The sequence below is a fragment of the Phormidium sp. CCY1219 genome, from assembly GCF_035615515.1.
Classification (GTDB): Bacteria; Cyanobacteriota; Cyanobacteriia; order Cyanobacteriales; family Laspinemataceae; genus CCY1219.
In genome coordinates this window covers 1-18,294 of record NZ_JAJENT010000572.1, presented here as the reverse complement: position 1 = coordinate 18,294, position 18,294 = coordinate 1, and the positions used below count along the sequence as shown (strand labels likewise).

13 protein-coding genes, 1 tRNA gene and 1 pseudogene are annotated in these 18,294 nt (G+C 50.7%); 7 read left to right on the top strand and 8 right to left on the bottom strand.

Annotated features, from left to right (window positions below):
* Positions 1–185, bottom strand: a pseudogene (locus LKK83_RS16015) (Uma2 family endonuclease); the annotation flags it as partial.
* A gap of 425 nt (positions 186–610) precedes the next feature.
* Here LKK83_RS16015 and cofG point away from each other — a divergent pair.
* Positions 611–1,618 carry a 7,8-didemethyl-8-hydroxy-5-deazariboflavin synthase subunit CofG gene (gene cofG / locus LKK83_RS16010; protein WP_324632224.1) on the top strand — a complete coding sequence of 336 codons (1,008 nt, stop codon included), beginning with the start codon at positions 611–613 and terminating at the stop codon, positions 1,616–1,618.
* Here cofG and cpdA read toward each other — a convergent pair.
* The gene (cpdA, locus tag LKK83_RS16005) at positions 1,596–2,387 is read right to left on the bottom strand and encodes a 3',5'-cyclic-AMP phosphodiesterase (RefSeq protein WP_324632223.1); all 792 of its coding nucleotides are present in this window, start codon (positions 2,385–2,387) and stop codon (positions 1,596–1,598) included. The genes cofG and cpdA overlap by 23 nt on opposite strands.
* Positions 2,388–2,595: 208 nt before the next feature.
* On the opposite strand from cpdA, the gene LKK83_RS16000 reads away from it, so the two are divergent.
* A tRNA-Cys gene (locus LKK83_RS16000) sits at positions 2,596–2,666 on the top strand.
* A 66-nt stretch (positions 2,667–2,732) separates the two neighbouring features.
* Here the strand turns inward: LKK83_RS16000 and LKK83_RS15995 are convergent.
* The 3 genes from LKK83_RS15995 to LKK83_RS15985 all read right to left on the bottom strand — a co-directional run bounded on the left by LKK83_RS15995 (position 2,733) and on the right by LKK83_RS15985 (position 6,279).
* The gene (locus LKK83_RS15995) at positions 2,733–4,253 is read right to left on the bottom strand and encodes a M48 family metalloprotease (protein WP_324632222.1); all 1,521 of its coding nucleotides are present in this window, start codon (positions 4,251–4,253) and stop codon (positions 2,733–2,735) included.
* Between the two features lie 381 nt (positions 4,254–4,634).
* On the bottom strand, positions 4,635–5,288 hold the full coding sequence (locus LKK83_RS15990) for a glycoside hydrolase family 24 protein (protein ID WP_324632221.1): 654 nt from the start codon (positions 5,286–5,288) through the stop codon (positions 4,635–4,637).
* Positions 5,289–5,619: 331 nt separating this feature from the next.
* Entirely contained in the window at positions 5,620–6,279 is a 660-nt protein-coding gene (locus LKK83_RS15985) for an NAD(P)H-binding protein (RefSeq protein WP_324632220.1), read from the bottom strand.
* 373 nt (positions 6,280–6,652) lie between these two features.
* On the opposite strand from LKK83_RS15985, the gene LKK83_RS15980 reads away from it, so the two are divergent.
* Complete coding sequence (locus tag LKK83_RS15980) at positions 6,653–7,381, top strand: DUF1997 domain-containing protein (RefSeq protein ID WP_324632219.1); 729 nt, start codon at positions 6,653–6,655, stop codon at positions 7,379–7,381.
* A gap of 82 nt (positions 7,382–7,463) precedes the next feature.
* Here the strand turns inward: LKK83_RS15980 and LKK83_RS15975 are convergent, their stop codons facing one another.
* Positions 7,464–7,934 (bottom strand): DUF4079 domain-containing protein, encoded by a 471-nt coding sequence (locus tag LKK83_RS15975; RefSeq protein WP_324632218.1) that lies wholly within the window; start codon positions 7,932–7,934, stop codon positions 7,464–7,466.
* A gap of 186 nt (positions 7,935–8,120) precedes the next feature.
* Here LKK83_RS15975 and LKK83_RS15970 point away from each other — a divergent pair, with 186 nt between their 5' ends.
* Together LKK83_RS15970 and LKK83_RS15965 are read left to right on the top strand one after the other, a co-directional pair.
* A complete protein-coding gene (locus tag LKK83_RS15970; RefSeq protein WP_324632217.1) occupies positions 8,121–9,596 on the top strand; it encodes an ankyrin repeat domain-containing protein in 1,476 nt (491 codons plus the stop codon).
* Between the two features lie 86 nt (positions 9,597–9,682).
* Positions 9,683–11,116, top strand: coding sequence for an aldehyde dehydrogenase family protein (locus LKK83_RS15965; protein WP_324632216.1), 1,434 nt, complete (start codon positions 9,683–9,685; stop codon positions 11,114–11,116).
* Between the two features lie 210 nt (positions 11,117–11,326).
* Here the strand turns inward: LKK83_RS15965 and LKK83_RS15960 are convergent, their stop codons facing one another.
* On the bottom strand, positions 11,327–11,758 hold the full coding sequence (locus LKK83_RS15960) for a DUF2358 domain-containing protein (protein WP_324632214.1): 432 nt from the start codon (positions 11,756–11,758) through the stop codon (positions 11,327–11,329).
* Positions 11,759–11,980: 222 nt separating this feature from the next.
* Between LKK83_RS15960 and LKK83_RS15955 the strand changes: the two genes are divergently transcribed.
* Both LKK83_RS15955 and LKK83_RS15950 read left to right on the top strand, forming a co-directional pair.
* Positions 11,981–15,181, top strand: a complete 3,201-nt coding sequence (locus LKK83_RS15955; protein WP_324632213.1) for a PAS domain-containing sensor histidine kinase — start codon at positions 11,981–11,983, stop codon at positions 15,179–15,181.
* 30 nt (positions 15,182–15,211) lie between these two features.
* Positions 15,212–17,509, top strand: coding sequence for an ATP-binding protein (locus LKK83_RS15950; protein WP_324632212.1), 2,298 nt, complete (start codon positions 15,212–15,214; stop codon positions 17,507–17,509).
* 92 nt (positions 17,510–17,601) lie between these two features.
* Here LKK83_RS15950 and LKK83_RS15945 read toward each other — a convergent pair whose 3' ends face one another.
* A complete protein-coding gene (locus LKK83_RS15945) occupies positions 17,602–18,138 on the bottom strand; it encodes a pentapeptide repeat-containing protein (protein WP_324632211.1) in 537 nt (178 codons plus the stop codon).
* Between the last annotated feature and the right edge of the window lie 156 nt (positions 18,139–18,294).

Genomic DNA, 18,294 nt, shown 5'->3' with positions numbered 1-18,294 from the left:
ACTTTATCATCTTCATGTTCGGGTAAAGGTACCATGATTTCTAGGACTCCCTGGCTGTAATTAATCCGCGCACCTCGTTTTTCGCCAAATTCTTCTAAAATTTGTTCGTACATTTGCCAAGTAACATCGGTCATCAGCAGTTGTTGACCCGGGGGGACGATGATTTGTTTGAGTTGTAATTGCATTTTTTCTCCTGGGGAATGAGCGATTCTGTTGCTTGTTAAATTATTGGCTGTCTGTGAGTTTTAGGGGAAAATTTTTCTACCATAAATCTGTGGGCTTTTATGCTGGAATTCCATGATTGAGTTAGGGGTTTATTTTATAAGTTACCATAGGGATGATGGAATTAGCAATAGGATTGAGTTGTAGGGTGGGCAATGCCTAGCCTGCTGCTTTGAGGGTGAGTGGTAATTTAGGCATTGCCCATCTTACGAATTCCTTTGGTTGCGCCAGCGGAAATGAAGGGGAAGTTTATCGACGGAATGAGGCAGGAATTTGGCAGTTGCAACCATTGGCAAAAGATGATAGAGTGGAGGAGTGAAAATCCGTGGGATTAACCTTGAAAGAGGTGCAGATTTAGGATGAAGTATTGACCGGGGAGGGGAAGCGAATGATGGGCCAGGAAAAATCGAGGGTAGGGCAGATGGAAGCGGGAAATCGGGGTAGAGTGACCTACAGTCCGGCTTATACGATGGTGCCGACTTACGAGTGCTTTAACCGCTGTAGTTACTGTAATTTCCGTCAGGAACTGGGAAGCAAGGGGGGATTGGGATTAGAGCGGGCGGCGGAAATATTGGACTCTCTGGTCGATCGCGGAGTGGTAGAAATATTGATTCTCAGTGGGGAGGTGCATCCCCAGAGTGTGGCGCGAAAAGGGTGGTTCGATCGCATCTATAAGCTATGCGACTTAGCCTTATCGAAGGGATTTTTGCCCCATACCAATGCCGGACCGTTATACTTTGCGGAAATGGCAAAGCTCAAATCGGTCAATCTCTCGATGGGCTTAATGTTAGAACAACTCTCCCCCAAATTGCTGCAGACAGTTCACCGCCACGCCCCTTCCAAACAGCCTGTAGTGCGATTGCGACAGTTAGAATGGGCGGGAGAACTAGAAATCCCGTTTACCACGGGAATTTTATTGGGATTGGGAGAAACCCGAGAGGAGATTTGCGAGACATTAGAAGCGATCGCCCGCCTTCATCAGCGCTGGGGTCACATCCAAGAAGCGATCGTGCAACCCTACTCCCCCGGAACTCGGCAAACCGGGGATGCGCCGGGATTTGACCTGCAAGAATTACCCGCCATCATCGCGATCGCCCGAGATATCTTACCCCCCAGCATTACCATCCAAATTCCCCCCAACTTAGTCACCCAACCGGACCTATTGCTCGCTTGTATAGCAGCCGGGGCGCGGGATTTAGGCGGAATCGGGCCGCGCGATGAAGTCAACCCCGACTATCCTCACCCGCAAATCGCCCAACTGCAGGAGATTTTACACCCTGCCGGCTGGCAATTGCGCCCGCGATCGCCGATTTATCCGCAACACTATCCCTGGCTCACACCCCGCCAGCAAAACGCCCTGCGCCAAGCCCTGCTCATTTTGGCAGATCCGGTTTAACCGTACCTTTCACCCGTTCCACTTTCGTCTCCCAAGACCCATTCGGATACAGATTAAACAACCGAAAGCCCGGTAGCGCCTTGGCGTCGATCGCAAATTCCGCACTTCTGGGTTTAAACTGCACGCAGGTAGAAGGAGTGGCGAAACAGCGCAAGCGACCCTGTTGGTGGCAAAAATTTTGATGCACGTGCCCGGATAGCACAAAGCGCACGTTCCGATGGCGATCGAGAATATCAAAAAACCGCTTCGGATTCCTTAACCCAATCCGATCGATCCACAAAGAATTCACTTCAAACGGCGGATGATGCAACGACACCACCGTGGGGCGATCGCCGGTTAAATGCAATTGCCAATCCAACCACTCCAACCGAGTCGGCGACAGTTCCCCATAAGTCTCTCCCGCCACCGTAGAATCCACCGACACAAACGACCAATTCCCCACCTGAAACGCTTGGTCTGCAGAAAACGGCGGTTGCGATAATATCTCCCCCATCGCCGAGAAATTATCGTGATTGCCCGGAAGCCAATAGGTAGGAATCTGCAACGGATCGAGCAACTGTCGCAACTGACGATAAGATTCGGCGGTTTCATCTTGCGACAGGTCCCCCGTCAGCAGCAGTAAATCTTGCGGATAATAGTGCTGTCGCAATTTGGCGACGCTGAGTTGCAAACTCGCCGCAGTGGGCACCCCAAACAGCGATCGCGCTGGATCCGCAAATAGATGAAGGTCGGTCAACTGGGCTAAACGTAAGGGAGTCGCTTGAATCATGGGTCAAAATTAGCTAGGGTGCAAAGGAGAGGAATGCGGAATCGGGCCGACAAAACAAGCCATTCACCCGCGCCCACATCGGTAGGCGCATGTCCGAGAACCCCACCCCTAAGCGATGCGGGGCGTTTCCCCACCCCCTCTCAAAAAAAATTTTCCCAAATCTTGCCTCCCTCGGTCAACTTCTGTTACAATTAGATTTCGTAGGCAAGGCGACATCGCCAAGTGGTAAGGCAGAGGTCTGCAAAACCTCCACCCCCGGTTCGAATCCGGGTGTCGCCTTCAAAAGTATCTAAAAAAAGGGAAGCCACCACGGCTTCCCTTTTTTTCATCTCCCCCCCCTTTTCGCTAGCTTTCCTCAGTAATGTCCTTCACCCGCGCTTGAATCGCGGCGTGACTTTCCACCCCTTCATAGGCATAGCGATTGTAACCATTTTGCTGAATCAACTCTTCCAAATACTCCACGCGATCGGAAGAGGCGGGGTGAGTGGACAACCAAGCCGGGGGACGGGATCTTCCTTCTTCCAACTCGGTAAATGTCACCATCAAGTTGCGTAAACCATCCGCCGCATAGTTGCTATTCGCCAACGCCCGCGACCCCAAAATATCCGCTTGACGCTCGTTTTTCCGACTATACGCCGCCCCGATGAGCGCCGCTACTAAATCCCCCATCGGAACCACCCGGTCTAAATTAGACAGCAAGGTACCTTGCACCACGCGCTGGTACCCGTGGGACAATACCGCATGGGCGACTTCATGTCCCAATAACCCGGCTAATTCGGCTTCGGAGTTAATATTCAGCAGCGCCCCGGTGTTGACAAAGATTTTCCCCCCCGGAAGGGCAAATGCATTCAGATTCTCGTCTTCAATCACAAAAAATTCGTACTCGAATTCATCTCGCCCCATCAAGCGGGCCATTTTCTGCCCCACTTCGTTCACGTAGTTGACTACCATTTCATCTTCCACCATCGGGAGTTGCTGGCGGTAGGCGTTCGCAAACATATCGCCAAATTTAGATTCCCCTTGCAGCAGCATCATGGTAATTTGCAAGGCGGGAACCGCACCGCCGGCATTTCCGGTGAGGACGTAATCGCCGATCGATAGCGCCCCGGTGAGAATGGTTTGTCCGATGAGTTTGCGCTTGATTCCGGACCGATAGCGATCTAAGGTTTCGTCGGCGATCGCGTTTAATTCCTCCGCTTGGGGATGCTCTGGATACAGTACCGCAAATTGACGCGCTGCTAATGAGGCTTCTAGCCATTTTTCGGCGCTGGCGAGGGCCTCGACTTGCGCGCCGATCAGTTCTGGTTGGTCCGGATACAGGGTGGTGGCGCGCTCTAATATGGGGAGGGCTTCTTCGGCGCGATCGTAGTTCTCCAAGGCTTGCGCCAGCAAAACATGCCCGGGAATAAATTGCGGATAGTCTTCAACTAATTTTTCTAGGGGAACGAAAATCCGGGTTTCTAGGTTTTGTTCCATCCCCGCCTGGGCTTCGCGCCAGTACACCCGCGCCGCCCCACTCAGTTGGTTGGGGTCGGTTATCGGTTCGGGAAGTTCTTGTGTGCTGCGATGTTGGGGAAAGTCGGCTTTGACTTGTCGGTAGATTCGTTCCGCTTCGGCGGTTTGTCCCTGCAAATACAGGCGATCGGCTTGTGCGAGTTGTTGAAATGCGGCACTTGTAGGATCCAGTGCCAGTTCGATGAGCTGTTGGACTCTGGGAATCAGGGGAAGATTCTGCACGGAGGCGGGGTTGTCGGTTCCCCTCGGTGGTAAGGTGGAATAGGCCGGCGCAAAGGTCAGCATGAGATTCACGCTGAGAAATAATATCGCGCCGAATATTGCTCTGGTAATATGCCGATATCGTTTCATGGATGAGATTGTCCTCTCGCGATCTTGATGATGGTTTTGGGTGAAAAACCACGGGAAATATGAGGTTCTTTTCTCCGTCAGGGCATTTGAATCCCCAGTTGGGTATCGGGGGAATCACACTGGTGTATTCCGGTTGGTTAAAACCGATGATGGCGGGATAAGCTAGGCATTACCCACCCCATATCCTATTTGTTCAGATTCATTCTTTGGGGAATGAGTTTCCGGGGTACTGGCGCGGGGGTGGGTCGCACATTGTCACCGCAAATGCCGGGATCGGTTTTTCTCCGGTAGCCGCTGGCGCTGTTTGTCACTTAATTTGCATACTTTTCCTCGCTCCCGCAAACCGGAGAACGAGGAAAATCGGTGATTAATTCGGGGATTTTACCGCGCTTTTTTCAGTTCGGCTTCGAGCATTTCTTGATAAATCTGGGGCAAATAGGGGGTCATGGAGTTGTCTTCAATTCCATAGCCCAAACTGGTCCAGGTTCCCGAGAGCATGGATAAAACTTTCTCGATTTTTCCCTGACGCAAGAGTTCGGAAATGTCCGCACCCCAAACCTGTTCGTCACTCAGCCAAGCGTAGACCACTTCATCTTGATATTGGGGCTGGAAACTATAGGATTTCCAAAATAAAAATCCGGAGGGGTTGGGATGATAGCGTTGCGCCATTTCTTCCCAGGTTGTGGTAATAAATTGATAGCGTCCGGCGGCGGTGGAGCAGTTGTTGACGTTTGGTCCGCTGACGATGCGGACGCATTTATCGGGATGGCTGTCTAAATCGCTCATGTATTCGCCGCCATAAATCACCGCATAGGGTCGCTCGACGTTGGATTCGCTGGCGGAAATGGTTCGCATCAGTGCGCGAATGTAGGGGTCGCCGCCCCGCATCACTAAGGGCGGAAATTCGCCTCGGGTGGAGGGAAGCAGGGCGGTTTGATGTCCGCTACAGGCTTTGAAGGTGGTTAAAAGGGCGATCGCACCCACTATCCCCACCGCCCATCGTTTCCATTGATTTTTCTGTCGGTTAAGTTTCACAATTCGTCTACCAATATCGTTGCGTTTTTTCTGGGCTTTTATTGCCCAATTTAATGTTCCCCTAATTGACAAACAAGGGATGATTCCGGTTGTTTTATTGACTCGTTCCCGCCTGGGGGGAACGCCAAGTCGCGAGGCTCTGTTTCCGGAAACTTAGGCCAGCAAAATAATTGTTAGGTTTGTTTTTTAACGGGTGAATGTGCAATTTAGATGTGGTGGGCGAGGCCCACCCTACGGTTGCATGAGGCAATTTAGATCCGGAGGCAAACCCGATGGGTTTGGTTCCCGGTATTATGCAATTTAGATGTTATGGAATCGGGCGATCGCTGGCTTATCCCACACTGGCAAACAGTTGGTCGAAGGATTTCGCCCGGGCCTCGGGTTGGGCGATGATTTCAGCGATTTTATTGCGCGCTTCTGGCTGAAACAGCGCTTCTACGCAGACTTGCGCCACTTTGGTGCGCGGAATGCTGCCATCAAATAAACTATCTGCAGATTCCATGACAATCGGAAATTCGTTGTCGTCATTTCGCAAACCGCCGGGGCGCACGATGGTGTAAGTTAAACCACTTTCGGCGAGATAATTTTCCGCTTGTTTTTTCCACACTAAAATCAACCAAAATAAGTTGAGAGGATGGAATAACTGCGACACGCATAAGGAGGAAACCAAGACAAAATGCTCGATTCCCTTTGCCTTAGCGGCATCCACCAGATGTTTGGTGCCTTCGTAGTCCACGCGGTAGGGTGCTGTGGGATCCCATAAGTTGGCGGCACCGGTGGCGCAGACGATCGCAGTGCTATCCCCAATCATTTCGGGCAGTTGGGCGGGATTTAACACATCGCCGACGACTAATTCCACTTCTGGGGGAAGCAGTTCTTTGCCTTTCTCTAAATTCCGTACCAACGCGCGCACGGGAATCTGGCGCTGGACTAACTGCTGTACGATTCGACGCCCGGTTTGGCCGGTGGATCCGGCTACAAATACTTTCATGGTCGGTTGCTTAGTTTCCTCAATCGACAGTTAAATATTACAGGTTAATGATTGCTTTTATGCAATTCGCGAAGGTTTCCAGTTGACCCATACTCTAGTGTAGAGAGCTTGACTAGGATCGCGATCGCTTCTTGATGGATAAATCAAACACAGACAAGCCCCAGGCGCTTTATTTATCATGGCATTGTAACTGGAGCTTGGTTCGGCCAAAACCAGGGTCAAAGGTAAAAAAATTGAAAAATTCCGGCAAAATTACGGATTTCACTGCCAATCTAGAAAGGTAAGCTAAAAAAAACGTTTTGGCGAGAACGAGTCCCCCAGGGAAAACCAACAAGCAGGACAATGGGTTATGCAATCAGAACTTATCAATTCAATGCCAAACGAGATCGACACTAAAAATTCAGAGGCATCTACAGAGCTAGGGAAAGAGCCGACGTGGTTTCAGACCCATTTTGTCGGCTGCATGGAAATGTATGCAGACGCGCAAACCGTGGCGGAATATTTCGACGCGCACCAAGGATGGTTTCGCCGCTGCGCCGCGCCGATGAAGGCGGATCCGATTGGGGAAAATGGCTATGCGCTGACCATCGGACGATTTGGTGCCCTGGGTTACGAGGTGGAGCCAAAAATCGGGTTGAATCTGTTACCGCAGCAGGATGGGCTTTATCTAATCGAGACGATCCCGGTGCCAGATTATACCCCACCGGGCTATGAAGTGGATTTTAAAGCCGAACAGGAGTTGATAGAAAAGCCGGCAAATTATTCGGATATAGGGGCGAGCGAAAGTGAAGGTCAACCGTCGGTAATGACGCGGGTAGAGTGGCGGTTGGACTTGAAAGTGGGAGTTTGGTTTCCCAAATTCATTCGGGCACTGCCCAATTCGTTGATTCAAAAAACAGGCGATCGCCTCTTAGCGCAAATCGTCAAACAGGTGTCTCGCCGCTTGACGTACAAGGTGCAGCAAGATTTCCATTCCAGTCAGGGAAGCGATCGCCTGAAATTATTCGAGAAAAAATGGTCGAAAACGCGCAAACAAGAGGTTTGCCATCAATGCGCCGGACCGAATGGCACCGGAGAAGCGATCGCCGATGATGAGGAATAATCGGGCAAGAGAGTGCTTCACCCCCCGCAGCAACTCTCAAGTAGGGCTTGCTGTGCGGGCGATCGCTCCGGATTGCCAACTATTACATATTGCTAATAATCTTTTGCACGATTTGCACCCCAGTCAGGGCTTGCCAGCTAAAAAGCCCCAGCAACACAAGATTGAGGCCAATATGGGTATAGCGCGCCCACATTTGGCCTTGCTGCATCAAAGGAGACAAAGCCGCCGACACTGCCACCAGTCCCGTCATGCCTAAGCCGACGAGCAGGTGAGGACCGACAAACAGCTTACCATTGCTGATATAGGTGACAGCCATGCCGCCAATGGTGCCCATCACCATCAAAGCGAGCAGCAAGGAACCGACTTGATAGTGCTTGACATTATATCTGCCTTTAATCAGTTCTTTGCGATCGGCACCTTCCGCTTGACGGGTGCGCTTGACTTTGATCCCGAGGTAAAGCGCATACAGGGCAATGGCAAACACCGCCCACATTAATACGGGATGGAAAAAAGGAAGCACCGTTTGTATCGGTGCGGGTAGTTCGATGGTCATCGCGTTCTCCTCAATGTCAATGGCTCTTCATAAAACTTATCACGATCGCGGCACCTGAGGGGTTGACAACCATCACAGATGCCGAAAAATCCCTCAGCAAGCGATCGCCCTTTTTGTCGCCCCCATTGATTCTGCCGGGGATTTGCGCTACGCTAAAATATCCCCACATGAATTGAGGCTCGGGTAATGCCTGAAAAGCAGGACATTCTATTCCTTCAGGCGGCGCGAATTGGCAATATCCAGCAGGTTTCCGCTTTAATTGCCAAGGGTGCCGATCTCAACGCGCGCGATCGCGACGGCACCACCGCATTAATGTTTGCCGCGATTAAAGGCTATACCGAAATTGTCCGCCTGTTGCTCGCCGCCGGTGCTGATGTCAATCTCCCGCGCCAGAAGTATGGCGTCACGGCGTTGATGTTAGCCGCCGCCAATCATCAACGGGATGCGGTGCGAGTATTGCTCGAATGGGGCGCGGAGGTGAATGCTACCAACGATGATGGTAGCACGGCATTGATGGCCGCCGCCTTGAAAGGCAACAGCCAGATTTTGGAAATGCTCCTCGAGGCCGGTGCGGATCCTAACTTACAAGACAAAGATGAGGATACCGCTTTAAAGGTGGCGGTGGTGGAAAATCACGTATCGGCGGCGCAATGCTTGCTCGATGCCGGTGCGGATCCCGAAGCTGGCGGCGGGATTCACTTTTTGTTCGAGTTGGCACTGCATCATCCGAATAATGCCGAAGTGCTAGAACTGCTGCTCGACAACGGAGCGAATTGCCAACAAAGCGACTGCAATAGCGCCTTGCTAGAAGCTGCCGATCGCGCCGATCTGGCGGCGGTGCGCGTCTTGTTACGGGCAGGCGCAGACCCCAATGCCCGCACCCTCGATGGCGATGGGGCGCTGCTGCTGGTTGCCGAACGCGGGGATCCGCGCGTGGTGGAGGCGTTGCTGGAAGCGGGGGCAGATGCGAACGAGAAAAATGAGGCCGGCTTTACTCCCCTGATGGCCGCCGCCGCCGACGGTCACATCATCACGGTGAAAACCTTACTGGATGCGGGGGCAAAAATTGATGCGTGCGATCGCGACTACGAAACCGCCCTCAATTTAGCCGTGGTGGAAGGCTACGCCGACGTGGTGCAGGTCTTGATCGAGGGAGGCGCAGATGTCCAACACCGCAACCGCCTGGGGGATACGCCGTTGTTGGTTGCTACCCTACACGATCGCCTGGAAATTGTCAAGGCCCTGCTGGCGAAAGGTGCGGATGTAAATGTGAAGAATTTCGAACAAACGCCCCTCTCTGTCGCCGCCGAACTCGGTTATCTCGAGACCCTACAGGTGTTGCTCGATGCCGGTGCGGATCCGAATCAGCAGACGGCGGAGGGCAAAACCGCCCTGATGAAAGCTGCCGATCGCGATCGCCTCGAAATCGTCGAAGCCCTCCTCCATGCCGGTGCCGATGTCAACCTGCAAGATAACGCAGGGGCAACCGCCTTGATGTGGGCCGCCCATCGCGGCTATCTGGCAACCTTGGAACGCCTAATCGCCGCCGGGGCCGACCTCAACCTGAAAAACCGAGGCGGTTATACAGCACTCACCCTCGCCGAATTTAACCGCTACAAACCCGTGGTGCGATCGCTCAAAGCAGCCGGGGCGGCAGAATAAGAATGACAATTGTCAATTGACCAACCACAAATAACAATTGATAATTGACAAATGACCAACCACAAATGACAAATGACAAATGACCAATGACAAATATAAAGATTAAAGTTCGCAATCCGCGAACGGGGAAACTGGACTATACGATCGCGCCACCGACGCCGGAGTGGGTAGGGAGGGAATGCGATCGCCTGCGATCGGGGCAAAGAGAGTGGCAAGCGGGCGGGGTAGAGCAACGGATCGCCGTGTTGCAACAGTGGCGGGCAGAACTGGAACGCAGACGGGAGGAATTGGTGCGGGTATTAGCCACGGATACCGGCAGATGGCAGATGTCGGAAGTCGAATTCAACGCCACGATCGCCTGCATCGATCGCTGGTGTGAGTTAGGGCCGCAATTGCTGTCAGAACCGGAAGCGCAACCCACGGCAATTTCCGCCATTCAGCGTCGCAGCGCCAGCGCACCTTATCCCCTGGTGGGAATTATCGCCCCTTGGAATTTTCCCTTGTATTTGTCCGCCATTGATGCGATTCCGGCATTGTTAGCCGGTTGTGCGGCGATCGTCAAACCTAGCGAGATGACCCCGCGATTTATCGAACCGATGCGAGAGGCGATCGCTGCAGTGCCGGCATTGCAGGAGGTATTGAGTTATGTTGTCGGGGCGGGGGATACGGGAGAAGCGATTATCGCCTCGGTGGATGCCCTGTGCTTTACCGGAAGTGTGACCACCGGGAGAAAAATCGCACAATCGGCAGCCCGGGAATTTATTCCGGTATTTTTGGAGTTAGGCGGGAAAGATCCGGCGATCGTCACCGATTCAGCGGATCTCGACGCCGCCACCTCTGCGTTGTTGTGGGCGTCGATGACCAATAGCGGGCAATCTTGTCTGTCTATCGAGCGCATTTACGTTTCCGAGGCGGTATTTGAGGAGTTTGTGGCTCAATTAGCGCAGAAGGCACAAAAAGTAAAATTAGCCTATCCGGAGTTGAAGGGAGGACCAATCGGACCGATTATCGACCCGAGACAAGCGACAATTATCGCCGAACATTTGCAAGATGCGGAAAGCCAAGGGGCAAAGGTGGAGTGTGGCGGGCATGTAGAAGAATTGGGCGGAGGGTTTTGGTGTCGGCCCACGGTTCTGACCCAGGTGAATCACGGGATGAAAGTGATGCGAGAGGAAACCTTCGGCCCGATCGCCCCGGTGATGGCGTTTTCTAGGGTAGAAGAAGCGATCGCCTTAGCCAACGATACGGAGTATGGGTTAAGTGCGGCGGTGTTTTCCGGTTCCGAAGCCGAAGCGATCGCGATCGCCCGTCAGATTCATGCCGGAGGTATCAGTATCAACGATGCCGGACTCACATCAATTGTCCAAGACGGGGAGAAAAACTCCTTTAACCTGTCTGGAATGGGTGGATCGCGCATGGGAAACACCGGGCTGACGCGCTTTTTGCGAAAACAAGCCCTCTTGATTAAAACTGAATCGGTGCCAGATCCTTGGTGGTTTCCGCTATCCGATGAGGATTGATGTGATGCGATAATTGTATAGATGCACCTAGGGTCGGGCTAAATGCAACCTTGCCCGCCTAGGCGGGCTATTTTTATAGCGAATCGAACGAATTGCATTTTAAGTGAGAAAACCCAGAGGGGGACAGGGCAATACCCTGCGCTCACCCTCAGCCTAGGTGCCCGCTACTTGTCTGAGAAAAATGGGATAAATCGCCAAAGGAATTGATATTTACTCGGGTTTTCCTCGGCGGAAAAACTGCTTTAAAATTTCCCCGGGTTTTCTATCCCAAGTGTCGAGATGTTCGTAGATTAAACCGTCTTGGTTGACTTTATAATTAGAAGTGCCGTTAAAAAACAAGCGAGGATGCCAGGGAAGGCGCAAAATACCGCGCACGGTCCAAGTGGCAAAAATGCGGTCTTCGGCAACTTGGGTGACATCATGCAGGTCGAAAAATAACTGGCTAAAAAAGAGCTGCCCGTGAAATCGCAAGGTCCAGAAAATAATTCGATAATTGAATTTGCCTTTAAAGGTATTGACCGGATCTTGAAAAAAAATGTCGGGGTCGTAGATATCATAAGAGATATCTTTTTCAAACAGGGTGGGTAAATCTTGTTTGAGGGTAGCGATCGCCTCATCGATGCGAGTTTGATAGTCTTTCACCTGAACCTACCTCATGCAATATCCTCCCTATTTTATCCACTTCGGGGGGATTTTCCACGCCGGGGAGACCAAAACTGGAGAAAAAGGAGGCACCTTTGCTGGAAAGGTGCCCCACAAGGCGCGATCGCCGCTACAAATTATATTAAAATTTATTACGACGACTGCGCGATCGAGACATTTACCCGCGTGAAGTGTTAAAACAGCTAAACAGGAGGCAGCAAAATGGTTCCACAGCAACCGATGAATAATTCAGCCAACTTTGGGGAAATCTCCGCAGAAATACCCAGAACAGAATCGGGATTACATGCTTTTTTTGAGTTATCCTTGGACTTATTTTGCCTCGGTACGCCCACCGGCTATTTTCAGCACCTCAATCCCGCATGGGAAAGAGTGCTGGGATGGAGGCGGGAGGAGTTAATGTCGCGCCCGTGGAGGGAATTCGTTCATCCCGCCGATCGCGAACCGAGCGATCGGGCGCAGGCGCGATGTCACGAAACAGATATCTACCAATTTGAAAACCGCTACCGCCACAAAAATGGCACTTACCGCACAATATCCTGGAATATTTCTCGCATTCAAAATGGGAAATATTATGCGGTAGGGCGGGATATCACCGAGCAAAAACAGGTGAGGGAAGCGTTAGAAAAGCAGGTGGCAGTGTCCCAATCCCTGCAAGAAATTCTCGATAGTATTGGAGATGGAATTGCAGTCATCGATAAGCAAGGAAAAGCCGTGTATCTGAATCAAGCGGGATTGCAAATTCACCGCAAAGAAACGGCGGGACAAGCGTTTGAAAATTGGACGCAAGAATTTGAGGTGTATCGAACCGATCGCAAAACCCGGTTATCCGTGGCAGAATTACCGGTGGTTCGGGCGTTAAAGGGCGATCGCCTGTGCCAAATCCAGGTTTACCTACGCTATCGGGATACCGATGAAGGGGTTTATCTCAATGTCAGCGCCAGTCCGATCGTAAAACAAGGGGAGGTAGATGGGGCGGTAGTGATTTTCCGCAATATCAACCACCAAATTGAGACAGAACAAGCCCTACAACATGCCAACGCCGAATTAGAAAGGCGAGTGGAAGAAAGAACCGCCCAACTGCGACAAAGCAACCAACGCTTAAAGAGGGAGATTGTCTATCGCAAACTGGCGCATCACGCCCTGCGTGAAAGTGAAGCCCGATTCAGAAGTGTAGTGGAATCCAACACGATTGGGATTGTGTTTTGGGAGTTAAACGGGAAAATTACCGATGCAAACGATGCGTTTCTCCAGGCGATCGGCTATGGGCGCGAAGCGTTACTCGCCGGTGAACTGGATTGGGAAAAAATAACCCCGCGAAAGTATCGCAAACGAGATAGAGAAAGTATTTCCCAAATCCTCTATACCCGAAGTTTTAACCCCTTTGAGAAAGAATTGATCCGCAAAGACGGGAGTTGCTTGCCGATTGTAATTGGCGGGGCGCTCATTGCCAATTCAGACGATCGCGGGGTTAGCTTTGTGGTGGATATCAGCGATCGCTTTCAAGCAGAAGCCGCATTAAGAGACTCGGAACAGCGCTATCGTCAACTGTTTGAAAGTCATCCCCTGCCCATGTGGGTTTACGATGTAGAAACCTTAGCATTTTTGGCAGTTAACGATGCGGCGATTCATGCTTACGGCTATTCGCGCGAAGAATTTCTCTCCATGACGATTGTGGATATTCGTCCTTGCGAATATAGGGAAGAATTGTTGCAACAAGTTGCCCATTGTCGCCATATGCACTATTTTCGTTCCGGGATTTGGCGACACTGCAAAAAAGATGGCACCATCATCGATGTAGAAATTACCTCTAATGCGATCGCCTTTGATGGGAAAAGCGCCCGGGTGGTGTTAGCCAATGATATTACCGAACAACTGCGATCGCAAGAGGAACTGCGCCTCAGCGAACAACGCTTTCGCTTAGCGGTGGACAATATCCCCGATACCTTCGTCATTTACGACCCGCAACGGCGGTTAGAGTTTGTCAATGCAACGGGAATCGAACGCAGTGGTTTATCCCTCGAAGAACTGCGGGGAAACCGGGATGAAGAAATCTTCCCGCCGACGGTGACAAATGCATATTTGCCGATGCTGAAAAAAGCGGTAGAAACGCGGCGCATGCAGCAGGGTGAATTCACGGTAACCTTACCCACAATCGGCAATCATACGATTTTGGTGACCTACGTGCCGCTGTTAGATGAAAGGGGAGAAATCTATCAAATTCTCGGAATTACCCATGATATCAGCGATCGCCAGCGGATGGAAGCCAAAATCCGGGAAATGAATCAACAATTAGAAGTCGAGGTGGAGCGGCGCACTGCGGAACTAGAAACCTTTTTAAATGCCCTTCCCGATTATATTTTTGTGGTAGAAATAGACTCGATGCGAATGCCATTTTGCAACCAAGTATTTGCCCGAGGGATTGGCTTTGAAAATCGGCAACAGGTACAGGGAAAAACGATTTTTGAATGTTTCCCGGCTGAACATGCTCAGAGATTTTTGCAACAAAATCAGCGCGTGTTTGCCACGGGGGAAACGTTTCACGCAGAAGAAACCATAGAGTTGCCCGATCGCGTTTATCATTTCGACACCTTTAAAGTGCCGTTAACCGATAAAAATGGAGAAATTTATGGGTTGATTGGTACTTCTAGAGATATTACGGAATTAGTAGAAACCAAAAAAGCCCTGGGCGAAAGGACCGCAGAATTAGAAGCAGTTAATCAAGAACTCGACTCCTTTTCTTATTCGGTTTCCCACGATTTGCGCGCCCCTTTAAGACAGATTAATGGATTGGTCAGCGCTTTGCGACAGCAGTTAGAAAGTGAAGGAGCGATCGCCGACGAGAAAGTGGCGCGTTACTTAGAGTTTATTGAAGGAAGCAGCCAAAAAATGACGCAATTAATTGAGGGGTTGCTCACCCTCTGTCGGTTGGGGCGCAAAGAGTTGCAAACTCGTCCGGTGGAATTGCGCGATGTGGTGGGAATGGCGATCGATACGGTGATGTCGCAACAGGACTCGGACAATTTAGCGGTAGAATTTGAGGTAGGGGAACTCCCCCGAGTGATGGGAGATGCCACCTTACTGCAACAGGTGTTTGGGAATTTAATCGATAATGCGGTGAAATTCAGTCGCGATCGCCGTCCCCCCCGAGTGACTGTGGGGTTTGTACCAGAAAATATTGTGTTTGTCAAGGATAATGGAGTGGGATTTTCGATGAAACATGCGGACAAGCTATTTGCCGTATTCCAGCGATTGCATTCGCAAACAGAATTTGAAGGGACGGGCATCGGTTTAGCCATCGTTCAGCGCATCATTCACCGACATGGCGGTAAAATTTGGGGTCAAAGCGAACCGAACCAAGGCACAACATTTTTCTTTACCTTAAAAATTATTACCCCAAACTAAAATAATAGAAGAGTTGATAAGGTTGACATTATGGTAGATTCCTCTGGCATCAATTATTCTGCAGAAAAGACGCCTCCCGGTCCTCTTTGCCTGTTAATTGTGGAAGACGATCTGGCAGATACGGAACTGATCGTGCTGACATTAGAAGGGGCAGGCGTAGAGTTTGAGTACCATACGGCAGAAACCGCGATCGAGGTCGAGCGATTGCTTGCAGAAAACCGTTACGATGCAGTGCTTTCCGATTATTGTTTGCCGGATGTTAACGGGTTGGAAGCATTCACAATGCTGCTAGCTTCAGGACAAGAGATTCCGTTTATTCTCGTGTCGGGGACTTTGGGGGAAGAAGCGGCAGTCGAGTGCATTAAAAGTGGCGTTACTGACTACGTATTGAAGGACCGGTTGGTGCGCTTACCGATGGTATTGCAGCGATCGCTCGATGAATTTCAACTGCGGCGGCAAAAACAAGCGGCGATGGTGCAGCTTCGCGCTTCCGCATGGCGGGAGGCGATTATCAATCGGATCGTAAAAGCCATGCAAGGAACCTTTGTTTTAGAAGATATCTTGCAAACCACCGTTAACGAACTGCATGAGGCATTGGGAGTGAGTCGCTGTTTGATTTTTCGCTGCGATGCCCACCGGAAAATGAAAGCATTTCACGTTAGCTCATCCACAGCGGAAGGGGAAAGGTTGTTGGGGGTGCAGTGCAGTTTTTATGAAATTTACTATCCTCAGTTATCCCGGGGAAAACAGGTGGTTTTTGGGCGCATTGATGAGAATTCAGATGCGGAAATTCAAGCGGCGGCGCATCAGTGTCAGGTGAGTTCGTTGATAATTACGCCTTTGTTGGAGGGGGAAAATTATATCGGCGGAATTAGCGTGCATCAGTGCGATCGCCACAGAAAATGGAGTGCGGAGGAGTTAGAATTGGTTAAGGCGATCGCCGATCGCTGCGCGATCGCCATTCATCAAGCCCAATTGTACGATCGCGCCCAAACCGAACTCGCCGAACGCAAGCGTGCCGAAACCGCTTTGCAACAGGTGATGAACTCTTTAGAACAGCGCGTGCAACAACGCACTGTCCAACTGCAAGAACGCAACGAACAGTTGCGTGTAGAAATTGGCGAACGAGAACGGATCGAAGCCGCCTTGCGCGAGAGCGAAGAGCGATTTCGCAACTTAGTCGAAACCACAAGCGATTTAGTCTGGGAAGTGGATGCCAATGGCATTTACACCTATCTTTCGCCGCAAATTGAAGAATTGTTGGGCTACGAACCCGAGGAAATGCTTGGCAAAACTCCGTTTGATTTGATGCCCGCAGCGGAGCGATCGCGCCTGGAAAAGCTATTCGCCTCCTTAGTCACCGCACCGCAACCCATAACTTGTTTGGAAAATCAAAATCTCCACAAAAATGGTTCCTTGGTGATTTTAGAAACCAGTGCGGTTCCATTTTTCGATATCCGAGGAAATTTTTGCGGCTATCGCGGCATCGATCGCGACATTACCGAACGCAAACAAGCCGAAACTGAAATTCGCAAAGCATTAGAAAAAGAACGGGAACTCAGCCAATTGCGCTCTAGCTTTATTTCTTTGGTTTCCCATGAATTCAGAACCCCCCTCACCACAATTTTATCTTCTACCGAATTGCTAGAATACTATGGCAATTCCTGGTCATCCCAGCGCAAGCAAATTCATATCGAACGCATTAAAAATGCTGTGGGCAGAATGGCAGATTTATTAGAAGATGTGCTGACCATTGGCAGAGCTGAAGTAGGCAAACTGGAATTTAAACCAAAACCGATAGATTTAGTGGCCTGGTGCCGCGAATTTGTAGAAGAAATTCAGCTCAGTGTAGGTGAGGGCAAGCATCGAATTCAATTGTCAGCTTGTGGGGATTATACGGGAGTCTGCATGGATGAAAAACTGATGGGACATATTTTGAATAATTTGCTGACCAATGCGATAAAATACTCTCCCGAGGGCGATGCGGTTCAGTTTCGGCTGAACGCAAAATCCATAGCTGATGTCTGGGAAAATCCCCCGGAAAAGCATCATTCCTGGTTGTCGCAAACCGGGGCAGAAAAAGTGGTCATTTTCCAGATTCAAGATAAGGGGATTGGCATTCCGCCTGCGTATCGAGAGCGGATGTTCGAGTCGTTTCATCGGGCGGAAAATGTCGGGAATATTCCCGGAACGGGTTTGGGATTGGCGATTGTGAAACGATGCGTGGATTTGCATGGCGGTCAGATTGAGGTGGAAAGCGAAGTTGGCGTAGGCACTCGCTTTACCGTGATTTTGCCTTTCAATTCTTCCGCGCACTCCACGAACTAAATAGCGGGGAAAACTATCGAGTTCCCCCTAAGTTTTTACCATGCCGAGTTTCTATTCTGAATTCTAAATAAATTCTCAATTTTCCATTTCCCTCACTCATCATCGCGACGGTATCCATCCGGATGAATGGTTGTGGCATCGAGTCGTGCGGCGGAGAGGTTCGCGTGACGAGCGCGAAAGAGATTGCAGCGGCGCAGATTTGCCTCAGTTAAATTGGTATTTTCCAGATTGGCGCGGGTGAGGTCTGCGCCCTGCAAATTAGCAGCGCGCAAATTGGCATTGTATAAATCGGCTTGTTGCAGATTGGCCCCTGCCAGATTGGTACCTTGGAGGTTGGCATTTCGCAAGTTAGCGCGACACAGATTTGCGCCTTCAAGGTTTGCCTCAGACAAATCCGTGTGATAGAGTTTTGCATCGCTCAATTGCGCCAAAGGAAGCTCAGCCAAATGTAAATTAGCTTGGGAGAGATTAGCGTAGGGTAAATACGCGCGAGTAAGCTTGCTGCACTTGAGAGTAATGTCTGACAAATTGGCTTCAAATAAATCCGCATCGCTGACATCAACGGCGCTAAACTCGCGATGTCCGGTGGCATATTGAGCCAATAGTTCCTCTGGATTAACCCTTTGCATTGCAATGTTTGTTGTACTTGTGTCTACCAATCCCCATTAACCGCCCGGTTGCGATCGCGATTTTGCTTAGCATTTTGACTTCATGATGATAACCTCCGATACGTTTGGAAACCCCCGTGCTTTAGCCGGGGGAGGAAAAACGAACGTGCGGCTTTA

Bases quoted from the DNA above. Each gene is read 5' to 3' on its own strand.
- LKK83_RS15955 (WP_324632213.1), top strand. From the start codon at position 11,981: ATGGTTCCACAGCAACCGATGAATAATTCAGCCAACTTTGGGGAAATC.
- LKK83_RS15985 (WP_324632220.1), bottom strand. From the start codon at position 6,279: ATGAAAGTATTTGTAGCCGGATCCACCGGCCAAACCGGGCGTCGAATC.
- LKK83_RS15980 (WP_324632219.1), top strand. From the start codon at position 6,653: ATGCCAAACGAGATCGACACTAAAAATTCAGAGGCATCTACAGAGCTA.
- LKK83_RS15975 (WP_324632218.1), bottom strand. From the start codon at position 7,934: ATGACCATCGAACTACCCGCACCGATACAAACGGTGCTTCCTTTTTTC.
- LKK83_RS15995 (WP_324632222.1), bottom strand. From the start codon at position 4,253: ATGAAACGATATCGGCATATTACCAGAGCAATATTCGGCGCGATATTA.
- cpdA (WP_324632223.1), bottom strand. From the start codon at position 2,387: ATGATTCAAGCGACTCCCTTACGTTTAGCCCAGTTGACCGACCTTCAT.
- cofG (WP_324632224.1), top strand. From the start codon at position 611: ATGATGGGCCAGGAAAAATCGAGGGTAGGGCAGATGGAAGCGGGAAAT.
- LKK83_RS15970 (WP_324632217.1), top strand. From the start codon at position 8,121: ATGCCTGAAAAGCAGGACATTCTATTCCTTCAGGCGGCGCGAATTGGC.
- LKK83_RS15965 (WP_324632216.1), top strand. From the start codon at position 9,683: ATGACAAATATAAAGATTAAAGTTCGCAATCCGCGAACGGGGAAACTG.
- LKK83_RS15945 (WP_324632211.1), bottom strand. From the start codon at position 18,138: ATGCAAAGGGTTAATCCAGAGGAACTATTGGCTCAATATGCCACCGGA.
- LKK83_RS15950 (WP_324632212.1), top strand. From the start codon at position 15,212: ATGGTAGATTCCTCTGGCATCAATTATTCTGCAGAAAAGACGCCTCCC.